The 20,589-nt window shown below is 55.5% G+C and carries 19 protein-coding genes and 1 pseudogene; 9 read left to right on the forward strand and 11 right to left on the reverse strand.

Annotated features, from left to right (window positions below):
• Positions 1-23: 23 nt before the first annotated feature.
• The 3 genes from TMES_RS03385 to metX all read right to left on the reverse strand — a co-directional run bounded on the left by TMES_RS03385 (position 24) and on the right by metX (position 3,066).
• Positions 24-881 (reverse strand): hypothetical protein, encoded by an 858-nt coding sequence (locus TMES_RS03385; protein WP_085579363.1) that lies wholly within the window; start codon positions 879-881, stop codon positions 24-26.
• Between the two features lie 351 nt (positions 882-1,232).
• A complete protein-coding gene (gene metW, locus TMES_RS03390) occupies positions 1,233-1,904 on the reverse strand; it encodes a methionine biosynthesis protein MetW (RefSeq protein ID WP_085579365.1) in 672 nt (223 codons plus the stop codon).
• A gap of 4 nt (positions 1,905-1,908) precedes the next feature.
• Positions 1,909-3,066, reverse strand: coding sequence for a homoserine O-acetyltransferase MetX (metX, locus tag TMES_RS03395; protein ID WP_085579367.1), 1,158 nt, complete (start codon positions 3,064-3,066; stop codon positions 1,909-1,911).
• A 162-nt stretch (positions 3,067-3,228) separates the two neighbouring features.
• Here metX and TMES_RS03400 point away from each other — a divergent pair, with 162 nt between their 5' ends.
• The 6 genes from TMES_RS03400 to TMES_RS03425 all read left to right on the forward strand — a co-directional run bounded on the left by TMES_RS03400 (position 3,229) and on the right by TMES_RS03425 (position 8,946).
• Positions 3,229-4,119, forward strand: a complete 891-nt coding sequence (locus TMES_RS03400; protein ID WP_085579369.1) for a chorismate mutase — start codon at positions 3,229-3,231, stop codon at positions 4,117-4,119.
• Between the two features lie 45 nt (positions 4,120-4,164).
• Entirely contained in the window at positions 4,165-5,262 is a 1,098-nt protein-coding gene (gene hisC, locus TMES_RS03405; RefSeq protein ID WP_085579370.1) for a histidinol-phosphate transaminase, read from the forward strand.
• Between the two features lies 1 nt (position 5,263).
• Positions 5,264-6,301, forward strand: a complete 1,038-nt coding sequence (locus TMES_RS03410) for a prephenate/arogenate dehydrogenase family protein (RefSeq protein WP_085579372.1) — start codon at positions 5,264-5,266, stop codon at positions 6,299-6,301.
• 110 nt (positions 6,302-6,411) lie between these two features.
• On the forward strand, positions 6,412-7,302 hold the full coding sequence (locus TMES_RS03415; RefSeq protein ID WP_085579374.1) for a DMT family transporter: 891 nt from the start codon (positions 6,412-6,414) through the stop codon (positions 7,300-7,302).
• 46 nt (positions 7,303-7,348) lie between these two features.
• The gene (locus TMES_RS03420; protein WP_085579376.1) at positions 7,349-7,918 is read left to right on the forward strand and encodes a gamma-glutamylcyclotransferase; all 570 of its coding nucleotides are present in this window, start codon (positions 7,349-7,351) and stop codon (positions 7,916-7,918) included.
• Positions 7,919-7,986: 68 nt separating this feature from the next.
• Positions 7,987-8,946 carry a DMT family transporter gene (locus tag TMES_RS03425; RefSeq protein WP_085579378.1) on the forward strand — a complete coding sequence of 320 codons (960 nt, stop codon included), beginning with the start codon at positions 7,987-7,989 and terminating at the stop codon, positions 8,944-8,946.
• Between the two features lie 136 nt (positions 8,947-9,082).
• Here the strand turns inward: TMES_RS03425 and TMES_RS03430 are convergent, their stop codons facing one another.
• From TMES_RS03430 to ftsE, 4 genes are all read right to left on the reverse strand, one after another.
• Positions 9,083-9,934 (reverse strand): lysophospholipid acyltransferase family protein, encoded by an 852-nt coding sequence (locus tag TMES_RS03430; RefSeq protein WP_085579380.1) that lies wholly within the window; start codon positions 9,932-9,934, stop codon positions 9,083-9,085.
• Between the two features lie 111 nt (positions 9,935-10,045).
• Positions 10,046-10,840: a YdcF family protein gene (locus tag TMES_RS03435; RefSeq protein WP_085579382.1), complete on the reverse strand. Its 795-nt coding sequence runs from the start codon at positions 10,838-10,840 to the stop codon at positions 10,046-10,048.
• A gap of 191 nt (positions 10,841-11,031) precedes the next feature.
• The gene (locus tag TMES_RS03440) at positions 11,032-11,934 is read right to left on the reverse strand and encodes a cell division protein FtsX (protein ID WP_085579384.1); all 903 of its coding nucleotides are present in this window, start codon (positions 11,932-11,934) and stop codon (positions 11,032-11,034) included.
• 44 nt (positions 11,935-11,978) lie between these two features.
• Positions 11,979-12,662: a cell division ATP-binding protein FtsE gene (ftsE, locus tag TMES_RS03445; protein WP_085579386.1), complete on the reverse strand. Its 684-nt coding sequence runs from the start codon at positions 12,660-12,662 to the stop codon at positions 11,979-11,981.
• A 390-nt stretch (positions 12,663-13,052) separates the two neighbouring features.
• On the opposite strand from ftsE, the pseudogene TMES_RS23465 reads away from it, so the two are divergent.
• Both TMES_RS23465 and TMES_RS03450 read left to right on the forward strand, forming a co-directional pair.
• Positions 13,053-13,148, forward strand: a pseudogene (locus TMES_RS23465) (zinc-ribbon domain-containing protein); the annotation flags it as partial.
• A gap of 60 nt (positions 13,149-13,208) precedes the next feature.
• Complete coding sequence (locus tag TMES_RS03450) at positions 13,209-13,880, forward strand: DUF3426 domain-containing protein (RefSeq protein ID WP_158091178.1); 672 nt, start codon at positions 13,209-13,211, stop codon at positions 13,878-13,880.
• Between the two features lie 365 nt (positions 13,881-14,245).
• Here the strand turns inward: TMES_RS03450 and TMES_RS03455 are convergent, their stop codons facing one another.
• The 4 genes from TMES_RS03455 to argH form a co-directional block, all read right to left on the reverse strand.
• Positions 14,246-16,918, reverse strand: coding sequence for a DUF4175 domain-containing protein (locus TMES_RS03455; RefSeq protein WP_245835206.1), 2,673 nt, complete (start codon positions 16,916-16,918; stop codon positions 14,246-14,248).
• 170 nt (positions 16,919-17,088) lie between these two features.
• Complete coding sequence (gene lysA / locus TMES_RS03460) at positions 17,089-18,354, reverse strand: diaminopimelate decarboxylase (protein ID WP_085579390.1); 1,266 nt, start codon at positions 18,352-18,354, stop codon at positions 17,089-17,091.
• A complete protein-coding gene (lptM, locus tag TMES_RS22900; RefSeq protein ID WP_169718824.1) occupies positions 18,351-18,515 on the reverse strand; it encodes an LPS translocon maturation chaperone LptM in 165 nt (54 codons plus the stop codon). Before lptM ends, lysA begins: the two co-directional genes overlap by 4 nt.
• A complete protein-coding gene (gene argH, locus TMES_RS03465; protein ID WP_085579392.1) occupies positions 18,512-19,927 on the reverse strand; it encodes an argininosuccinate lyase in 1,416 nt (471 codons plus the stop codon). The genes lptM and argH overlap by 4 nt, the downstream gene beginning before the upstream one ends.
• 33 nt (positions 19,928-19,960) lie before the next feature.
• Between argH and TMES_RS03470 the strand changes: the two genes are divergently transcribed.
• Positions 19,961-20,515 carry a TlpA disulfide reductase family protein gene (locus TMES_RS03470; protein ID WP_085579394.1) on the forward strand — a complete coding sequence of 185 codons (555 nt, stop codon included), beginning with the start codon at positions 19,961-19,963 and terminating at the stop codon, positions 20,513-20,515.
• The last annotated feature ends 74 nt before the right edge of the window (positions 20,516-20,589 follow it).

Genomic DNA, 20,589 nt, shown 5'->3' on the forward strand with positions numbered 1-20,589 from the left:
GTGAAGCAGCATATGAAGCAGTGCTAGGGTTGGGCCTGTTTGGTGATGCTATCCATCATGCTGCGGGCTTTTTGTTTAAGCTGGCTTTCGCTTAAATCCCGGTTTTCGGCCACAAGTCGCAATCCTTTGTCGATGCCGACCAGCACGGTTTGCGTGCTGATTTTATCGTAATTTTCGATCTGGTTTTGCAACTGCTCGCCCAACTGGCCTGCGGTAACAAAATGGTGCAGGGCATTTTGATACGCGGTTTTTTCATCCCGGTTCAGGTTTTGCCATTGTTGCCACCACTCCTTGATCTGGCTGGTGCGGGCGGCCTCGGGCAGGGATGAGTTGCTGTGGATTTTGTTAATACTGGCCACCAATGCATCGCGGCGCACCAGAAATACCGGCGGCGATGTACCCAGTGTTTGCGCCAGCGACGCCAGTTGGCTGCGCAGTTTGCGCAATAACGGTGCCGATGCCTTGATGGTGCTTGCACCAAAAATGTCATCCTGACCAATATCGCTGAAAATGGCGGCGAAGCTTTGATACTGGGTGCGCAGATTTGCCATTTCATGCTGCCAGCGGGCATTCTCCGCCGGGTCAATCGTGATGGCATCGGGGTTAATCAGGATCGGCAGGTTTTGCGCGGTCAGGGTGCCGGTAAATTGCGCCAGGTTGGCAATGAAACCGGCTTGCTGCGCATCGCGACTGCGTATCGGCGCACTGAATTGGGCCGTGCGCAAATCATTCAGGGCGGAAATCGCCTGACCGGTTTCAACGCCAAACTGATGGGCTGAAAGTTTCAGGGCATCGGCCTTTTGCGCGCATGCCGCCAGCAAAGCCAGCATCGCGCAGATGCAGCCCCGCCGGATCTGTTTTTTAACCCCGTAAATATCCATCCTGCGTCCCCCGATTGCGCCATGTTCAGGTCGATTGACGCAGCAGCGGAGGTTTTGTGATGGATGCAGCAGGGATAGGCGGGCGATTAGAGCATATTTCCTTTAATAAGACCCATTCTGCCCGCGCATTTTGCTGCTCGGCTACGTCGAAATCCTTGTCCGTAACCCCGTTACGCCCTGCTGACTTCTCCTTGCCGAGCAGCAAAATGCGCGGGCCCGGAGGGTTTAATTTTGACGGCGTTTGACGGCGTTACACCGCTTGCCCGATGCGCCGCATCGCGCGGCGCGCTGTGCCTTGCCAAACGGCACGTCAAAATTAAACAAAATGGGTCTTATTAAAGGAAACATGCTCTAGCCCTTTTTGCTCAGCATGAACAAGGCCTGATTGCCAAAAAAATTGGCCAGGTTTGAATGGCTGCCAAGGCTGACCTTTGAGCCGCTTTCATTAAGCACCATGGATCGTTCAATGATCAGATCCATGTCTTTGCACAGGGCGACAAAGTCGCGCACGGTGCAGAAATGGATGTTGGGTGTTTCGTACCACATGATTGGCAGGTTGGGGTTTTGCGGCATGCGGCCATGAAACATCAAATCAAACCGGGCCCGCCAATGGCCGAAATTGGGAAAGGATACAATTGCCTTGCGGCCAATGCGCAGCAATTCGGCCAGCACTTCGCGCGGGCGGTTGGTTGCCTGCAAGGTTTGGCTTAAAATCGCGTAATCAAAGGCATCGTTGGGGTAATCGTGCAAATCGCGGTCGGCGTCGCCCTGCATAACGGGCAGGCCCTGCGCCACACAATTGCGCACGCCTTCGTTTGAAAGTTCCAGCCCGCGACCATCGACCTTTTTGGTGCGTTTTAAATAACCCAGCAATTCGCCGTCGCCACAGCCGATATCAAGCACGCGCGTGCCCGGTTCCACCATGTCGGCAATTAATTGCAAATCAACGCGGATGCGATCGGACGGGGCGGTGGCGGTGGCAGTGCCGTTCTGGGCTGCGGTTTGTGAGGATATTTGTGTCATAATCTTAATTCAATCCGCGCGCTTCGGCGGCCCCTTGGATAAAGCCGCTAAGAACCATGTGAAAATCGGGTTCATCAAGCAAAAAGGCGTCGTGGCCCTTGTCGCTTTCAATTTCCACACAACTGACATTGCACGACGCCGCATTCAGCGCATGGGCCAAACGGCGGCTTTCGGCGGTGGTAAAACACCAGTCCGACGAAAATGAAATGATGCAAAACCGCGTGTTCGAGCCCCGAAATGCCTCGGCCAGACGGCCATCAAATTCCACCGACAGGTCGAAATAATCCATCGCCCGGGTGATATAAAGGTAACTGTTGGCATCAAACCGGTCGACAAAGGATTTGCCCTGATGGCGCAAATAGCTTTCGACCTGAAAATCATGATCGAAGCTATAAGTAATTGCGCCGCGATTTTGCAATTTACGGCCAAATTTGCGATGCAAAACCGGTTCGGACAAATAGGTGATGTGCGCTGTCATCCGCGCCACCGCCAGGCCACGGGCGGGTTTTTTGCCTTCGAGCAAATAATTGCCGCCACACCAGTCGGGGTCGGCCATTACCGCCTGTCGGCCCACTTCGTGAAAGGCAATGTTTTGCGCTGAATGGCGATAGGATGTGGCAATGGGGGCGGCGGCAAAAACCCGGTCGGGAAAGCTTTTGCACCATTCGAGCACCTGCATCCCGCCCATGGATCCGCCAATAACGGCAAACAGGGTATCGATGCCCATATGGTCAATCAGCATCGCCTGCGCGCGCACCATATCGGCAATGGTGATGACGGGAAAATCCAGTCCCCACGGCTTGCCGGTTTCGGGGTTGGTTTCCTTGGGGCCGGTGCTGCCAAGGCAGCCGCCAATCACGTTGGTGCAAATAACAAAGTATTTTTCGGTATCAATAATTTTGCCGGGGCCAACAATGGCGCGCCACCAGCCTTCCTTGCCGGTAATCGGGTGGACGTCGTCGGCAACATACTGGTCGCCGGTTAAGGCGTGGCACACCAGAACGGCGTTGGATTTATTGGCATTAAGCGCGCCATAGGTTTGATAGGCCAGCGTAAACGGGCCAAAATCAACACCGCTATCCAGGCGCAATTTGTCGGTTTCGCCCAGCACAATCTGATGGCCAGGCAGGGCGCGGCGCGAAAGCGGGGCAGAAATGGACATAAACGTTGTCTTCCTTTGCACGGGCATATGGGGCGCGCCAAACGTCGCGCCCGCCTTTTTTGTTCGTTCCAGTTAGGAACAGGCATGCTTTTAGTCAATCTTTTCTTTGCAAATGGCGGGTAGTTCCCTAAAACTGAGCGCCGTTTGGCAAAAGAGTGGATCATGGCGCAAAACGACGAAAATTTGGCAAATCTTGACCTTAACGAGCTGCGCGCTGAAATCGACGAGATCGATCAGGCGATGCAGGCATTGATCATTCGCCGTACCCGTGTGGTGCAGGCCGTTGGCGCGTTCAAGGACCGGCAGATTGCACAGGGCAGCAAGGTGCATGTGCCTTACCGCCCTGCGCGCGAGGCCCGGATCATGCGCACATTGGTGCGCCGCCACGACGGGGCCTTTCCCAAAACCGCCCTTATTCAAATATGGCGGGAACTGATTGCGGCAGGTACGCGCCTTGAAGCGCCCTATACGGTTGCGCTGTGCCGCGATGCCGACGGGCAGGATTGCTGGGAACTGGCCCGGCTTAATTTTGGCTGCCTTAATGAAATTGTCGAATTTGACAGCCAGCTTGAAGCCATTCATGCACTCGAAGATGGTCGGGCCGCTGTCGGTGTGTTTCCCGCCCCGGTACCGGGCGAAGGCCATTCATGGTGGCCGCTGATTGGCCCTGAAAGTGCGGTTCGGGTCGTGTCAAAGCTGCCCTTTGGCGGGCGGCCCGTTGGGCGCGGTGAAGATACCGAAGGGTTTGTTCTGGCCGCGATTGAGCTGGAAGAAAGTGGCGATGACCGCACCCTGTTTGTGGTGACGGTGGATCTGCCCGGTGACGAGGCCGCCTTGCGCAAAGATTTTGCCAAAGCCTGCCCCGGTTCGGCAATCCTTGGCGTTTTTACCCCCGATGCGACAAACCATTGTTTTGTCCTTGTTGATGTGCCCGGATTCCTTTGTAATCAGGGCGAAAATTTTCGACGCACCCTTTTGGATCATGGATTGAAATGTGGTGATGTGCGGGTGTTGGGGGCTTATGGTGTTCCGATCCCGGCCGACGAAATGTAAACGACCAAACGACCATACGAATATTTCCCCAGGGAGTTTCCTGTTATGACTGCGCCCACCCCCCGTCCCGGTATCCTTGATATTGCCCCTTATGTTGGTGGTAAATCCAGCTCAGCAGGTGCCACCCGCGTGATCAAGCTGTCGTCCAACGAAGGCGCGCTTGGCCCCAGCCCCAAGGCCATCGAAGCATTGCAAAAATCTGCCACCAGACTGCATCGATATCCCGACGGCGGCAGTGATATTCTGCGCGCGAAACTGGCGGAAAAATACGATCTGGAATTTGATCAGATCGTATGTGGTGCCGGGTCTGACGAACTGATTACGCTGTTGATTCGGGCCTATGCCGGGCCGGGCGATGAAGTGCTGTATTCACAGCATGGCTTCCTGATGTATCCGATTGCGGCCAAGGGTGTGGGGGCGGTGCCGGTCACGGCGGCTGAAACCAACATGACAGCCAGTGTTGATTCTATTTTGGCAGCAGTCACCGATAAAACCAAAATCGTGTTTGTTGCCAACCCCAACAACCCGACCGGGACCTATATTACCTCGGCCGAGGTCGCACGCCTGCGTGATGGCCTGCGCGAAGATATTTTGCTGGTGGTTGATGCTGCCTATGCCGAATTTATGACCGGCCAGGAAGATTATACCGCCGGGGCCGAACTGGTGGCCAAGGGTGACAATACGGTTATGACCCGGACATTTTCCAAAATTTATGGTTTGGGGGGTATTCGTCTGGGCTGGTGTTATGCCCCGCCCGCCATTGCCGATGTGTTGCAACGCCTGCGCAACCCGTTCAATGTTGGTTTGCCGTCACAAGAAGCCGGTGTTGCCGCCCTTGAAGACGACGATTTTGTGAATGCCTGCGTGCGCCATAACTCGGAAACACGGGAATGGTTCCGCGAGGAAATTAACAAATTGTCGGGTTTGAAGGCCCATCCGTCCTATGGCAATTTTGTCATGGTTGAATTCCCGATGGCTGAAGGCAAAAACGCCGATGCCGCCAACGAGTTCATGATGGCGCGTGGGGTTATTCCGCGCAAAATCGGCGCGTATGGCTTGCCGCAAATGTTGCGTATTTCAATCGGCACGCTTGAAGAAATGCAGATCTGTCTGCAAACAATCAAAGATTTTATAGCGAATTAAAATGACCAGTTCCGCATCGACGACCCCGCTGTTTGACAAAGTTGCATTTATTGGCATGGGCCTGATTGGGTCTTCCATGGCACGTCGCATGATCCGCGACGGTCTGGCAGGCAGCATCAGCTGTGCCGTGCGTTCCGAAGCCACCCGTGACCGGGTGTTGGAACTGGGCATTGCCAATTATGCCTATTGCGACATCGAAAGCGCGGTCAAAGACGCGGATCTGGTAATGCTGTGCGTGCCGGTGGGCATTAACGAAACCATCGGCCAGCAGCTTGAAGGCCACCTTAAACCGGGTTGCATCGTTTCCGATGTTGGCTCGGTCAAACAGGCGGTTATTCGCGATATTGCCCCGCATCTGGGCGAAGGGGTGCATTTTGTCCCCGGCCATCCGCTGGCCGGGACGGAGCATTCCGGCCCCGATGCGGGCTTTCCTGAACTGTTTGAAGGGCGCTGGTGCATTTTAACACCGATCCCCGGCGTGCCCGATGCCGCCAATGCCAAGGTTCAGGCCTTGTGGGAAGCCTGCGGCATGCGGGTGGAATGCATGGATGCCGATCATCATGATCGCATTTTGGGCATTACATCACATTTACCCCATCTGATTGCCTACACCATTGTCGGCACCGCAACCGACCTTGAAGATGCAATGCGCCAGGAAGTGATCAAGTTTTCGGCCTCGGGCTTTCGGGATTTTACCCGTATTGCCGCGTCTGACCCGACCATGTGGCGCGATGTGTTTTTAAACAATCGCGAAGCCGTGCTGGAGGTTTTAGGGCGTTTTCAGGAAGACCTGATGGCCCTGCAACGCGCCATTCGCTGGGGCGAGGGTGACAAACTGTTCGAGCTTTTTTCGCGCACCCGCGAAATTCGCCGGGGCATTGTCGATGCCGGGCAATATTTTACCAATTTCTCGGCCGAGGGCGAAGACCGCCAGTCTGACGAAAGCGGGAAAAGCAAAAAGCCCAAACCGGATGCGAGCACCAATCCTGATGCTGCGTCTGATTCTGTTCCTGATTCTGATCCCAAGCTCGACGCATAACCTGCCTGATAGATAGAGGCCTGTTTTAACGGGCCTCTTTTTCGGTGCCAATGTTGTTTGGCAGTGACAAAGGCCGTAATCCACGGTGCTGCCCGCAAGGAACCCCAGTGATGCCCGCACAAAATATATCGAACCACCCGGCCTTTGCCCGGTTCATGCCGTTTGTGTTTGTCTTTTTGTGGAGCACGGGTTTTGTCGGTGCCAAATTTGGCCTGCCCTATGCCGAACCCTTTACCTTTTTGCTGATCCGGTTTTTGCTGGTGATTGCCATTTTGCTGCCCGTGGTGTGGCTGATGCGCGCGCGCTGGCCCAAAACATGGGCCGAAACCCTGCATATTGCAGTCGCCGGGATGCTGGTGCATGGCATTTATCTGGGTGGGGTTTTTGCCGCTATCCATCATGGTTTGCCCGCCGGTTTATCGGCCCTGATTGTCGGCATGCAGCCGGTTTTAACCGCATCGGTGGTGGGTGCGTTGCTGGGCGAACGGGTTACATCGCGGCAATGGTTGGGGCTGGCTTTGGGGCTGGTCGGTGTCGGTCTGGTGCTGGGGCCAAAAATTGGCGATGGGTCCGGCATTACCGTTGTTGGTGTGTTGCTGGCCCTTGGCGCCCTTTTGGGCATGACGGCAGGTACGTTGTATCAAAAACGGTTTTGCACCGGCATGGATTTGCGTAGCGGCACGGTTATTCAATATATCGCGGCCAGTGTTTTGGTGGCCATTGCCGCCTTTTCGTTTGAAACCCGCCATGTTAACTGGACACTGGATTTTGCCATGGTTCTGGCGTGGCTGGTGCTGGTGTTATCCATCGGCGCGATCATGCTGCTGATGGTGCTGATCAAGCAGGGCGAAGCCACCCGGGTCGCCAGCATGTTTTATCTGGTGCCGCCCACGGCTGCTTTTTTTGCCTGGCTGTTATTTGATGAACAGATTGGCGTTTTGGGTTTTGTCGGTTTTGGGGTTGCCGCCCTTGGGGTGGCCATGGTGATGTCAAAACGTTAGGGTCGGGATGATCAAACAGCACCAATAACGATCCGGGAGGATTTGAATGACGGGCGATGCAGGCCGCGATGATAAATGGGTGTTTGGCTATGGCTCGCTGTTATGGCGGCCCGGTTTCACCTGCGAGGAACGCGCCCAGGCGCTGTTGCGCGATTATCACCGCTCATTTTGCATTTATTCCCATCATTACCGGGGCACGCCGGAAAATCCGGGGCTGGTTCTGGGCCTGTCAGCCGGGGGCGAATGCCACGGCATGGCGTTTCGCGTCAAACCGCAAAACTGGCCACTGGTCAAAGCCTATCTTGATGAACGCGAACTGGTGACCAACACCTATATTCCGGCCGATGTGGATGTGGAACTGGCCGATGGCCGCCACGTTATTGCCCATACCTATGTGGCAGACCCGTCGCACCCGCAATATGCCGGTAACCTGCCCATGCGACAGGCGGCTGAAATTATTACCGCGGCCTATGGTAATGTTGGCCCCAATCTGGAATATCTTGAAAATACGGTCAGCCATCTTGATCAGATGGGCATTGTTGATCCGCCGTTACATGATTTGATGGATCTGGTGCGTCGCGAATATGGACAATTAAACATGGGGGCGGGGATTTAACCCGGCCTGACACATAAGGACCCTGCTGTGGCATATATGTGCCTTGCGGCAGGTTCGGGGGGAACTTGATGTCTGAGGCAAATTCAATGGCGGGCAAAACACCGACTGTCCCCATGATCGCCTATATGTTGTTAATCGCCTGCGCGCTGATGTGGGGGTCCAACCATGTGGTGGCGCGCGGGGTTAATGCGTCCGTACCGCTGGCGGCCTTGTCGTTCTGGCGCTGGGTGGTGGCGTTATTGTTGTTGTTACCGGTTTGTATGGGCAAATTGCGCCGCGACTGGCCGCTGATCCTTCAGGGGTGGAAACCGATATTTTTCATTGGCACTACCGGCACCTTTTTGTTCACCATTGCGATTTATCTGGCGGCTTATAATACCACGGCGGTCAATACCGGCCTTTTGAATGCGACAACGCCGATCTGGGTGTTGTTGTTTGCCGCGTTATTAACGGCGGATAAACCCCGCATGACCCAGTGGATTGGCGTGCTGATTGCCGGTTTGGGCACGGCGGTAATTATTGGCAAGGGCGACATTAACGTTTTTCTGGAAATGAATTTTGTTTCCGGCGATCTGTTCGCGCTGATTTCGGCGATGATCTGGGCGGCCTATTCGATGCTGTTAAAATACGCGCCGCGCGGCATTCATCCGTTCAGTTTGATTTTTGCCTCCATCGTGGTCGGGCTGGTTTACCTGACGCCGATCTATCTGTGGAGCATTCTGGTTAACGGCGACCCGTATTTCACCCGGCTGGACTCGGCATGGCCCGATATGATCAAAATCGCCTATATCGGCGCAGGACCGGCCTTTTTGGGGTATTTGTTCTGGAACCGGGGTGTGGGTATGGTCGGTGCTGCCAATGCCGGCGTGTTCCTGTATTTAATGCCCGCCTTTGCCAGTGTGCTGGCGGTTATTTTTCTGGGTGAAGAACTGCATTTATACCATTTGGGCGGCATCGCTCTGATAGCGGTGGGCATCTGGCGGGCGACCCGGCGCGTGCCCAAACCGGCCCCGGCCCAAACTGCCTGATTCCCACGTTACCAGAACCATCAAATTCCATGCAAAAGGCCGGTCAGAATTTCTGACCGGCCTTTATCGATGATTATGTTCTTCGTACTTTGCGCTGCCGTGCCGTGCCGTGCCGTGCCATGCACCGTCCGCCTGTTTATGCTGTGGTTTGGGGCCCACTGGCATTTGACGGGGGGGTGTTATTGGCGGTGGTGGCGGAATTATCGGGTTTGGCCGCATCATCAAGGTCGGTGATGCCCGGTGTGGGCGGCGGCGGCGGCAGGTCAAATTCGACCTGCGCGATTTTTTCCAGCTCGCGGGTGCGATCATCGATGCGCGATTTTATTTCGCGCATAAAGGTTTTGCGATCCAGCCCCGGTTCCATCGGCGGCAAATATTCCAGCGTCACCTTGCCGCTATATTTCATAAACTTTGCCCGGCCCCAGAACATGCCGGAATTAAGCGCAACCGGGATCATGGGGACATCGGGGAAAGCCCGGTAAAGGGCATAAACACCGGGATGATAGGGGCGGTCTGATCCCGGCGGGGTGCGGGTTCCCTCGGGGAAAATCACCACGCGTGCGCCGCGTTTCAACCCGGAATCAACCCCCTTGATCATGTCTTTAAGGGCCGATCCACCGGCAGAACGATCCACCGGGATTTGCCCTGAATATTTTAAAAACAGGCCAAAAACCGGAATATCGATCAGTTCCTTTTTCAGGATATAGGCCGGATCATGCAACAGGGTATGAAAGGTCAGTGTTTCCCACGCGGACTGGTGTTTGGACACCAGAATGCACGGTCCATCGGGCAGATACTGGCCACCAACAATGCGGGGTTCCAGCTTGACGGTTATTTTCAGGATCCACTGGACCCACATGCACCAGAAACGCCCGGTTTTTTGGGCGATTTTGGGGCCGAAAAACAAAAACGGCCACAGCACCAGACATTCAACGGCTGTGCCGCCAAAAAACAGGATGTTGAAAATCAGGGCACGCATTGTGCTCATCTTTACGTCCTTCAAACCAGATTCATTGCGTCTTGGTCTTTTAGGGGGTTTTGCGCGCAATGTGAAATAAATGCTTCACATGCCCAAAATGCGTAAGCATCCAACCCGCCCTTAACCCTGATTGCCCAAAACGGCGTGCGCGGCATCGGGGGTGGTTGCGTGTTGTTGCACCCGGGGGTGGCCTGTTTCGCTATTGATCGGATTGGCGGCTGAAAGCTGGTTGTTGTCGGGGTTTTGATCGGGGGCGGCGGGCAAACTTTCGCGCGCGGATGGAAACCATTCCAGCATCTTGTTGCGAAAAGCCGCAAACAGATATTTGTTATATTCGCTTGAAATTAACGCAGCACTGCCGGGCCAACGCCACCAGTCATCCACTTTGACATTTTCGGGAAATACCGGATGGGCAACAATTTCGACATCGGGCATTAAATTGTGAAATTCCAGCAGCGAGCGCGGCATATGGTAATTTGCCGTCACGATGCGCAGGCTGTGATAGCCCTGTTTGTAAACCCAGGTGGCGGTTTCAATGGCATTGCCACGGGTATTTTCCGCGACATGGCCCAAAACAATGCAACATGCCACCAGATCAGGGTCGGCGTGCCCGGCGCTTAGCAGCTCGTCCACCTCAACCCCGCGATACACCCCGGAAATAAACAGCTTTTGTGCCAGATGGCGGTTTAACAGGCGGCGGCCTTCGCTCAGCCGTTCACTGCCACCGGTCAACACAACAATGGCGTCGGTTTTTTGATAGGGGGCGGGAACGTGATCGGGAATTTGCCCGACATACCAGAAAAAGCCGACCGTCCAGGTCAACGCCAGCATAATCACGGTGGAAATCAGGAATCGCACACGGTGTGACCGCCGACGGTTCTGGACCGAGCGGGGCACAGTTCGGGTTCTCTTCATTCCGGGATGCCTTTGGTGGCGCCGGGACGCAGCCGCATCGTGGGTCTCCCATTATATCGCATGGAATGCATCAATCGTGATCAGGCGTTATTGCTCACTTTACGCACATTCGGGGTGGGGTTGTCTAGCCGTGCAAAGTGCAAGGGTGCGCGAAGTGTATGGGATAAAACAACATAAAATCAATGTTGTGGTTATAGCATCCTGCGCAACACCTGTAGCACGGTGCGCTTTGCCGTGAGCCATGCCACGGCTGATATGGTCACAGGCACAAACAGAACCAGCACAAAAAACAGCGGTAAATGAAGCGCTGTCGGAATTTGCCAACCCGCGCGCAGCCCCAGATAACCGATTAAAATCGAAACCGGCAGGGCAATGCCAATGCCAATCAGGCTGCCCAAAAATGCCAGCCGCATGGTGTGGCGGGCAAACTGGCTGGCAATATAACTGTCGGGTGCGCCAATAAGATGCAGCAATTCTATGATCGATTTATGGATCGAAAGCCCCGACCGTGTGGCAAAGAAAACCGACAATGTGGTGGCGGCAAACAAAACCCCGATTAACGCCAACAGCGCCATTTCGACCGATACCGCCACATCGCTGATCCGTTCGAGCCAGATGCGATGGTCATCCAGCACGGCTTCGGGCGCGGTTTTTGAAACTGTTGCTTCGAGCACGTTATAATCAAACCCGGTTGAGGGCGTAATTTCGATGATGCGCGGGATGGGAAGGTCGCTGATCATTTCATTGGGGCCCAGCCACGGTTCAAGCAGCTCGACCATTTTATCGGGGCTCAGCTCGGCAATGCGGGCAACACCGGGCTGGCCCGATACGGCGGCAATAATGGTTTGCACCCGGTCTTCAAGGGCGGCATCGCGTTCTTCGGGTTCAAGCTGTGAAAAACCGGTGGGCGGCACCTGAATGGTCAGGCTGCCGTCAATCTGGGTGGCCCAGCGACCAACGGTGTCGTGCAAAACAGCAAGGCCGACAATGGAAAATGTCAGCAACGCCACCATCAGGGCAACCATGCTGGGCAGGAACCGGCTTGACGAATCGTTTTCAAGCGGCAAATGCGAGGGACGGGAACGGAATGCCATAATGCCTGGGTATTTCCTGCTTTTATCTGTCGTTATGCTGGTCGTTATGCCTGGGGCCGGTGGTCAAGGTCGTGAATGGTACCCCCTTCAAGCAGCCAGTGCTTGTGCCCGAACCGGCGGATCAGGTGGCGGTTATGGGTGGCAATCAACACTGTGGTGCCCAGTTTGTTTAATTCCTCGAACAGGTACAAAAGCCGCATCGCAATACGGTCATCCACATTGCCGGTCGGTTCATCGGCCAGTAACAATGCCGGGCGGCTGATGACGGCGCGCGCAATGGCCACGCGTTGCTGTTGCCCGCCCGAAAGCCGCGATGGAATGGCGTTGATCTGATCGCCAAGCCCGACCCATTCCAGCAATTCGGTCACGTTTTTGCGAATTTGCAAATCTTCTACGCCCGCAACGCGCAAGGGCAAGGCCACGTTTTCAAAGGTCGATAAGTGGTTGATCAGGCGAAAATCCTGAAACACCACACCGATTTTGCGGCGGATGGCGGGCAGTTCATCACGCGGGATGCGAATATTGTCGCGCCCGAAAATGCTGATTTCACCGCGCGTTTGCCGCAATGCCAGATAGAGCAGACGCATCAGGGTGGATTTCCCTGCCCCCGATGCCCCGGTTAAAAAATGAAAACTGCCGCGTGTCAGGGAAAAGTTCAGTTCACGCAGAATTTCCGGTCCGGATTCATAGCGGACCCCGACATTGCGAAAACTGACGACATCGTTCACCTGCGTCCTCCTGACTGCGTGTTTGTGGTCTGTGGTACCATGTTCGTAAACGACACCACAGACCGGCTTATACCCGAAAATGCCTTAAAAATGCGTGGATATGCAAACGCGACCGGCAAGCAGTTGGTCACGGCGTTGTTTTAATTTAAAAAAATATCGTTCACGGGCCTGTTTTAACGCCGCTGTATGTGATCTGGAACGCAGTTTCTGGCCCGCCTTTGCCAAGCTTCTGTTATCTTTGCTTAACAGTCTGTTAAATCGGCGCTATTTACATATAGTATGAAGCGGCGAAAAGCGGGGGGTGTCCGTTAACCGTTTTTCCTGTATTCACAAGGTTCCTGTTCTCAGGTTCGGAATTCCAGCTGCTGACAGCTTTATGCCAGGTTTGCAATGATCATAACTTGCCCAGAATGTTCTAAAAAATACTCTGTAAAGGCCGAGTCAATCGGACCGAAAGGCAGAACTGTACGCTGCAAAAGTTGCGGCAACAGCTGGCATCAGGACCCTCCGGGGGCAAAACCTGCTGCACCGGCCGCGCCGCCGCCCGTGGCACCATCGGCGGGCGAGGATGTCTCGCCCTCGTTTGACCATGTGGCTACCAGTTTTGCCGCCAGTCAGGTTGACGGCGATGTTGATGCCGGTTTTGAAGGGGCCGATCGTATTCCCGATCCGCCGCCCTTCCCGCGTCAGCTTGTCCGCAAGGACGAGCCCGGTCCGAAATCGAAAAAAGGCATCGTCGGCTGGATTTTCTTTTTGCTGATTATCGGCGGGATTGGTGCCGGGGCCTATTATGCCAAGGACACGCTGATTAATGCGTGGCCACCTATTGCCAAGGTTTATGACATGGTCGGGCTTGATGTGCCCCATGTTGGCGAAGGCCTTGATATCAAGGAAATGCCACCGACCCGTGAAGAAGAAGACGGGGTGGATGTTTTGGTGGTGCGGGCCGAAATCGTCAATATCAGCAAAATAGACCGGCCCTTGCCCTATTTGCTGATTGAATTGCTTGATCCGCTGGACCGGGTGGTTCAACGCAAAAAAATGGCGCTGATCTTTGACCAGCAAGCGGCACAAACCGATGCCGGAATGCCGATTGCGGAACAGATTTTGCCAGTTGGCAAAACCCTGAATGTCGAAACCAAAATTCGCAAGCCCAACCCCACGGCCACGCGCCTGCAGGTAACCTTCCTTGACCCGCGCGAGGCCCTTGAACCCTAGGATCAGGGTTGGCAGCGCCGGATTATAATTTCAAGCGGGCGGTACCCAACGGTGCCGCCCGCTTTTTTGCAAGGTAGCGGCTGTTTGCGTGGCAGGTATCGAGGATGGAACCTGTCGCAGAAACCCCCTTGCCGGGCACGAGGTCAGCCGCGCAGTACAGTTACAGTGGTGCCCACCAAGCGCCGATGCGTGGGCCGCATGGAAAACAGGTATGGCGGCGACGGCGGCCAGGGAAGGCGCGCCGGGAGGGGGCTGCTTACTGTGATGGGCATTATTATGCGACAGGTGGGCAGGAGATGACGGCTAAGCCATGACCGGTAAGAGAACACATCGCCAAAGCGGGGAAACCGGCATTGAGGACCGGATCAAAACCGTTTTAGCAGCCGGTCGATATAATCATGTTCGATGGCCGGTCGCTCCGGTTCGCTGGAGCGGCGGCGCAATTCCTGCAAAATCCGCCATGTCTGGTTCAGGGTGTCGGCATCGGGAATGCTGGTGCCATTTTCGCCGTCCACCGGGCGTCCCAGCGGGTCGCGCTGTCCGGGCTGGCCCAGTTCATCAAGCATCGGCATCATTTTGCTGAGCCCTTCAAGCGCCTGACCAAGCGCACCAATCCCCTCGCGCAGGCTTTGCAGGGCTTTTTGCTGTTCTTGCAGGCCCTCGTGCTGGCGCCCATGGGTTAAGGCCTCGGCGGCCCGTTTCATGGCATCAACCGTGCTTTGCAGGCCACTGCTTTGGCCAAACCGTTCAAATCCCGGGTCGCGGGTTAAAGAATTGGCATCGTCGGACAATTGTTGCTGGGCCTGAGCGCGGTCGCGGCTGTTGGGGCCGTCATTGCTGCGGCTATCGCCCTGGTCCATCAATTCCTGCTGGCGACGCGCAAGGTCGCGCATGCCATCGAGCATCTGGCGCAGCGGGCCGGTAATTTCCTGCCCCTTGCCATCGGTGCTGACCTGCATGTTTTCCACCAGCTGGCGCAACTGATCGATCAGGTTGCGGGCTTCGTTGCGCGCACCAGAGCGCATCAAGGCCCCGATCTGGTCGATAACACGCGACAAATCCTGTTGTTCAATCAGTTTGCCTTGCGCGCGATGGCCGGGATGGTCGGGCGTGTCTTTTTGCGCCAGTGCCGACATATATTCGTTTAGCGCCTGACGATACCGTTCGATCAGGTCGGAAATTTCCTGTTCGCTGATGTCGGGGTTCGACAGGGCATCAAGCAGTTTTTCTTCGGCCTCGATCAGGTTGCGTTCGGCCAAACCGTAATGGCCGCGCTCGATTTCCTCGGCGATGTGCCACAAAAGATCGCCAACATTGTGGTGATAGGCGATGTCGTCCAGATGGGCTGATAATCGTGCCGTTGCCACCGACAGGGCCAAAAACACGCCAATATCGCCGCCATAGGCCTGGGGCGAGTTTAAAACCGGATACAAATTATCGCGCAATTCGCGGGCGCGGTCGGGATAGCGCAGCAAAAACTTGCGAATATCAATCAGCTTGCGGGCCACCGGATGGGTAAATTCCCGTTCGGGCAGAACCAGCGACTGTATTTCGCTTTTGCCGGTCTGGCCGTAATTATCGGTGGCGACCAGTTGCAAATTAACCGGTAACCCCGCCCACGCATGCGCCACCAGATTTAAAAAATAAGGCCCGTGCAAATCATTGACCGTGGGCGACGCACCGCCAGTGCCGCCAGAGCCATCATTGCTGTTCGCCTCACCCTTGCGCGCCGGGTAGCGGTCGCTGGGCCCGGAAAGGGGGCTATTATTGGCGGGGGCAGGTGTTTCACCCGGTCCGGCCAGATGAATAACAATATTGTCGGTTTTGCCATAAACCGCCGCGGGCGTGGCTTCCAGCCGCGGGCTGATCACAAGGTTAAGGCTGCGAATGCCATAATCGTCATTGGCGACGTAATCAAGGCGCACATGGTCGCGCTTGGTGGCGGTGGGCGGGGCGGTAAAAGCCAAAGCCGGTGGCATATCGGCAATAATGTCGACCTGCAGGGTTAACCGGCTTGATCCCCACACGGTCATGTTCCATTCGCCGGGCTGGTCGAGCAGGGTTGACAGCGCATAGGTGTTGTTATCGCGCTCGCCAAGCGGGCGTTCGCGGCCATCCGGGGCGATCAGCGCTGGTTTCCAGGTGCTGGTAATGCTGCCGGCCAAAACCGTTCCGGCGGGCACGCGCAAACGAACGGGGTGGGCATCGCCGGTTGGCGTGTTCACATGTCGATCAGGGTTTGTTAGCGGTGCTGCGCTGCCATCATCTTGCGGGTTCAGGGTTAATCCAGCGTCATTCCCGCCCGAAAGGGCCGCCATGGGCGGGGTATTGTTCCATGTGGCGGGGCTGCGGGCGATTGTGCGACCATTGTGTTCATTGGCCGTGAAATAGGAAATGGTCCAGTCGCGCTCCGGGTTGATCACGCGGGGGATTTTGCCGGTATAGGCGGGCGGCGTAACCCACAAACTGGTCGCAAAGGCCGCCCCGCCCAACCGGTTGATCGGGTCAAGGGCGGTGGCAAGGCGGTCGCCATATTTGCCATAAGACGCCAGAATACCGATAAACAGCAGCAATAAGGGAATGATCGTTAAGCCGAACGGGTCATATTTCGCCAGCACGGGCCCGGGGCGTGGCAGGTGCAAATCGCCAATTTGCGTGTCGTTGATGTCAAGCTGGCGGTGCCATAAAAATGCTGTCAGGGCATCGTCGGTCGGGGCGATATCGTCGGTCCGGCTTTGAAGCGGGGTGTGATGCAGGCTGTTTTCGGCCTCCATCCGCGCCATGACTTGGCGCCGGGTTGGCGATTTTAACGCCCGGCAGGCAAAAAAGCCGCAAACCCCAAGGCCGATACAGGCCAGGGCAAGAATGCCAATATGGATCACAGGCGGTAGTTGACCAAGAATACCGGTCAGGGCAAGGCCAAGGGTGGTGGCAATAATCGACACTACGGGTATCAGGCGTGGCCATACCCGTTCCCACATCAAAATCAGACGTGCAATTTTTAACCGACGTTCCAGCCGGGCTGATGTGAGTAACATATTCACGCAAGCGGCCCTGTGGTGGATACTAGGCCCAGTTTGGGCGCGCAATATTTAAGGTCAAGCAAAGACCGCGTGATCGGATGCAAAAAAGGGCCGCGGCACGCGCGACCCTTTAAACGTTTCAACCGCGAAAAGTGCGGATGACGAGGCATATTCGCGGGACGCAATCAGTCCAGCCAGCCCGGAACCTTGTCGAGTGCGATCAGATCATCAATCGATGGGCGTTCGCGGATAATGGCGAATTTATCGCCGCTGACCAGAACCTCCGGCGTTAGCGCACGGGTGTTATAGGTCGATGACATCACCGCGCCATAAGCCCCGGCAGAGCAAATCGCCACCAGGTCACCGGGTTGCAAATTATCGGGCAATTTGCGGTCTTTGCCAAAGGTATCGCCGGTTTCACATACCGGGCCCACCACATCGACAGTCGCCATTTTGTCATCAACGCCTGCTTCATCAACGGCAATGATTTCGTGATAGGCATTGTACAATGTCGGGCGGATCAAATCGTTCATCGCGGCATCAAGGATGACAAAACGTTTGGCTTCGCCGTCTTTAATATACATAACGCGCGAAACGAGAATACCGGCATTGCCAACAATCAAACGGCCCGGTTCGAGCGTGATGTGGCAGCCCAGATGCCCCACCGTTTCACGCACCATCTGGCCATAGGCCGCAGGCAGGGGCGGGGTTTCGCCTTGATAGGCAATGCCAAGCCCGCCGCCAAGGTCCAGATTTTTAACCTCAATGCCATGGGTGCGCAGTTCCTCGACCAGCCCTGCCAGGCGGGTGAAGGCCTCGCGAAACGGGGTCAGATCGGTCAGCTGCGATCCGATATGCATGGCAATACCGGTAATTTCGATGCCATCCATTTGGGCGGCATCGCGGTAAACCTCGATCGCGCGTGTCCAGTCGATGCCAAATTTGTTTTCGGCCTTGCCGGTGGCAATTTTCTCATGCGTTTTGGCATCGACATGCGGGTTGATGCGCAATGCAATGCGGGCTTTTTTGCCCATATCCAACGCAACACGGTTTAATTCGACCAGTTCAGGGATTGATTCGACATTGATTTGCGCAATGTCGGCATCCAGTGCTTCGCGCATTTCGGCATCGGCCTTGCCCACGCCCGAAAAAATAATTTTCGACGGGGCAATGCCCGCCTGCAATGCCCGGCGCATTTCCCCAACCGACACCACATCGGCCCCGGCCCCCAATTTGGCAAGGGTCTTGATCACCGCCTGGTTTGAATTGGCCTTTAGCGCATAACACACCGTGGCATCCAGCCCGTCAAACGCACCGGCATAAACCTTGTAATGGCGTTCCAGCGTTGCGGTTGAATAGCAATAAAACGGGGTGCCGACTTTTTCAGCCAGTTCCGGGATCGAAACGCCTTCGGCGCTTAATACGCCATCGATATATTCAAAGTGGTTCATTGGCTGGGATAGCTCCGGGGGTAATCTTTGCCAGCTTCCGTTGGCGGTTCAAGCGGGCCTTTTTTGCCACATGCAGCGACCGACAGGCCCATGGTGATGGCAAGGGCCAATAGCAGCGTACGCGCGCCAAGGCGCGAAAAAGTCGGGGTTTTATGCGTCATTTCAAAAACCTTTCCTTGGCACTGGCAACGGCTTCGCGCACCCGTTCGGGGGATGTGCCACCAAAACTTTTGCGCGCCGCAACCGATGCATCGACGGTCAGCACTTTAAACACAGCATCGGTAATTTTCGGCTCGATTTTCTGCAAGTCTTCCAGCGGCAACTGGTCCAGATCGCAGCCTTTGGTTTCGGCCAGTTTAACCGTGGCCCCAACCACATGGTGGGCATCGCGAAACGGCATGCCCAGTTCGGATACCAGCCAGTCGGCAAGGTCGGTTGCGGTGGTGTAACCGGCCCCGGCGGCCTTGCGCATATTATCGGCAAATACCTTCATATCGGCAACCATGCCGGTCATGGCGGCAACGCACAGACCCAAATGGTCATGGGCGAAAAATACCGGTTCCTTGTCTTCCTGCATGTCCTTGGAATAGGCCAGCGGCAATCCCTTCATCGACAGCATCAGCGAATTATAACACCCGACAATCCGGCCAATTTTCGAGCGGATCAGCTCGGCAGCATCGGGGTTGCGCTTTTGCGGCATGATCGACGACCCGGTAGAGAATTTATCGGACATGCCGATAAATTTGAACTGGGCCGAACACCAGATCACCATTTCTTCGGCCAGACGCGACAAATGCATGGCGGTGATGGAGGCTGTGTTTAAATATTCCAGCGCAAAATCGCGATCCGACACGGCATCTAGCGAATTGGCCGCCGGGCGGTCAAACCCCAATGTTGCGGCGGTTAAATGCCGGTCAATCGGGTAGGGCGTACCGGCAAGGGCGGCCGACCCCAGCGGGTTTTCGTTCATACGGACCTTGCAATCGGCGACGCGCGACCGGTCGCGACCAAACATTTCAACATAAGCCAGCATATGATGGCCGAATGTCACCGGCTGGGCGGCTTGCAAATGGGTAAAGCCCGGCATCACGGTATCAATGTTTTTTTCCGCCTGACCGATCAGGGCTTCCTGCAACCCGCTCAGACCGGCCTCAAGGTCGTTTAGCGCAACATCGCGGACCCACAATTTAAAATCGGTGGCAACCTGGTCGTTACGCGACCGGCCGGTATGCAGGCGGCCAGCTGCCGGGCCGATCAGCTCGCGCAGGCGGCTTTCGACATTCATATGGATATCTTCAAGGGCGCTGGAAAAGGTAAATTTCCCGCTCTCGATTTCTTGAAGAATGCGCTCTAGACCTTCGATGATTTTCTCGCCATCCTCGGCGGGAATAATGTTTTGTTTGACCAACATGGCGCAATGGGCCTTTGATCCCTGAATGTCCTGGGCATAAAGGCGTTTATCGAATCCGATCGAGGCATTGATTTCTTCCATAATCGCGGAAGGGCCTGCTTCAAAGCGACCGCCCCACAAGGCGTTGGCGTTTTTCGGGTTGGCTGATGTCTGATCGGTCATGTTGTTTTCGCTTTGGTCTGAAAGGTGTCAGTTGTGAAGCCGCTGCTTCAATATGTAAAACTTGGCGTGATTGTCGCCATATCCGCCATTTATGCAAGCCCTGCCTTTGCCAATGTGGCTGTCCCTGATCAACTTTCCAAACTTGATACCGCCACACATGCGGGCCCATTGCCCGATAAAACCGCATTTAGCGACGAAAACGGCAATATCCATGATTTGAAAGATTTTCAGGGCACGGTTTTGCTGGTGAATTTGTGGGCGACATGGTGTGCGCCGTGCGTGCGCGAAATGCCCGATTTGAATGATCTGTCTGACAAGATGACCGACAAGCGTTTCCGGGTGATTGCGGTTAGCCAGGATCGCGGCGGGGCCAAGGACGTGCAGGCGTTTTTCGATGAAAACAAAATTCATAACCTTGATGTCGCCCTTGACCCCAAAGGGGTGCTTGCGCGCTCGTTCAAGGTGCGCGGCCTGCCGACCAGTATTTTAATTGGCAAAGATGGCACCGTGATCGGCTATGTCGAAGGGGTGGCATCGTGGGCCGACCCGGCGGTTATCAAGTATTTCACCGACCTGACAAACGACTGATTGGTGCCTGGTATCGCGTGCCTGTTGCGCGCGGGCCAATAAGCCGGGCAAAGCGGTTTACATATGAATTGTCA

Source organism: Thalassospira mesophila (genome assembly GCF_002115755.1).
GTDB classification, from domain to species: Bacteria; Pseudomonadota; Alphaproteobacteria; order Rhodospirillales; family Thalassospiraceae; genus Thalassospira; species Thalassospira mesophila.

Excerpts from the sequence above, each read along its gene's own strand:
- TMES_RS03385 (WP_085579363.1), bottom strand. The coding sequence starts at position 881 with ATGGATATTTACGGGGTTAAAAAACAGATCCGGCGGGGCTGCATCTGC.
- metW (WP_085579365.1), bottom strand. The coding sequence starts at position 1,904 with ATGACACAAATATCCTCACAAACCGCAGCCCAGAACGGCACTGCCACC.
- metX (WP_085579367.1), bottom strand. The coding sequence starts at position 3,066 with ATGTCCATTTCTGCCCCGCTTTCGCGCCGCGCCCTGCCTGGCCATCAG.
- TMES_RS03400 (WP_085579369.1), top strand. The coding sequence starts at position 3,229 with ATGGCGCAAAACGACGAAAATTTGGCAAATCTTGACCTTAACGAGCTG.
- hisC (WP_085579370.1), top strand. The coding sequence starts at position 4,165 with ATGACTGCGCCCACCCCCCGTCCCGGTATCCTTGATATTGCCCCTTAT.
- TMES_RS03410 (WP_085579372.1), top strand. The coding sequence starts at position 5,264 with ATGACCAGTTCCGCATCGACGACCCCGCTGTTTGACAAAGTTGCATTT.
- TMES_RS03415 (WP_085579374.1), top strand. The coding sequence starts at position 6,412 with ATGCCCGCACAAAATATATCGAACCACCCGGCCTTTGCCCGGTTCATG.
- TMES_RS03420 (WP_085579376.1), top strand. The coding sequence starts at position 7,349 with ATGACGGGCGATGCAGGCCGCGATGATAAATGGGTGTTTGGCTATGGC.
- TMES_RS03425 (WP_085579378.1), top strand. The coding sequence starts at position 7,987 with ATGTCTGAGGCAAATTCAATGGCGGGCAAAACACCGACTGTCCCCATG.
- TMES_RS03430 (WP_085579380.1), bottom strand. The coding sequence starts at position 9,934 with ATGAGCACAATGCGTGCCCTGATTTTCAACATCCTGTTTTTTGGCGGC.
- TMES_RS03435 (WP_085579382.1), bottom strand. The coding sequence starts at position 10,840 with ATGAAGAGAACCCGAACTGTGCCCCGCTCGGTCCAGAACCGTCGGCGG.
- TMES_RS03440 (WP_085579384.1), bottom strand. The coding sequence starts at position 11,934 with ATGGCATTCCGTTCCCGTCCCTCGCATTTGCCGCTTGAAAACGATTCG.
- TMES_RS03455 (WP_245835206.1), bottom strand. The coding sequence starts at position 16,918 with ATGTTACTCACATCAGCCCGGCTGGAACGTCGGTTAAAAATTGCACGT.
- lysA (WP_085579390.1), bottom strand. The coding sequence starts at position 18,354 with ATGAACCACTTTGAATATATCGATGGCGTATTAAGCGCCGAAGGCGTT.
- lptM (WP_169718824.1), bottom strand. The coding sequence starts at position 18,515 with ATGACGCATAAAACCCCGACTTTTTCGCGCCTTGGCGCGCGTACGCTG.
- argH (WP_085579392.1), bottom strand. The coding sequence starts at position 19,927 with ATGACCGATCAGACATCAGCCAACCCGAAAAACGCCAACGCCTTGTGG.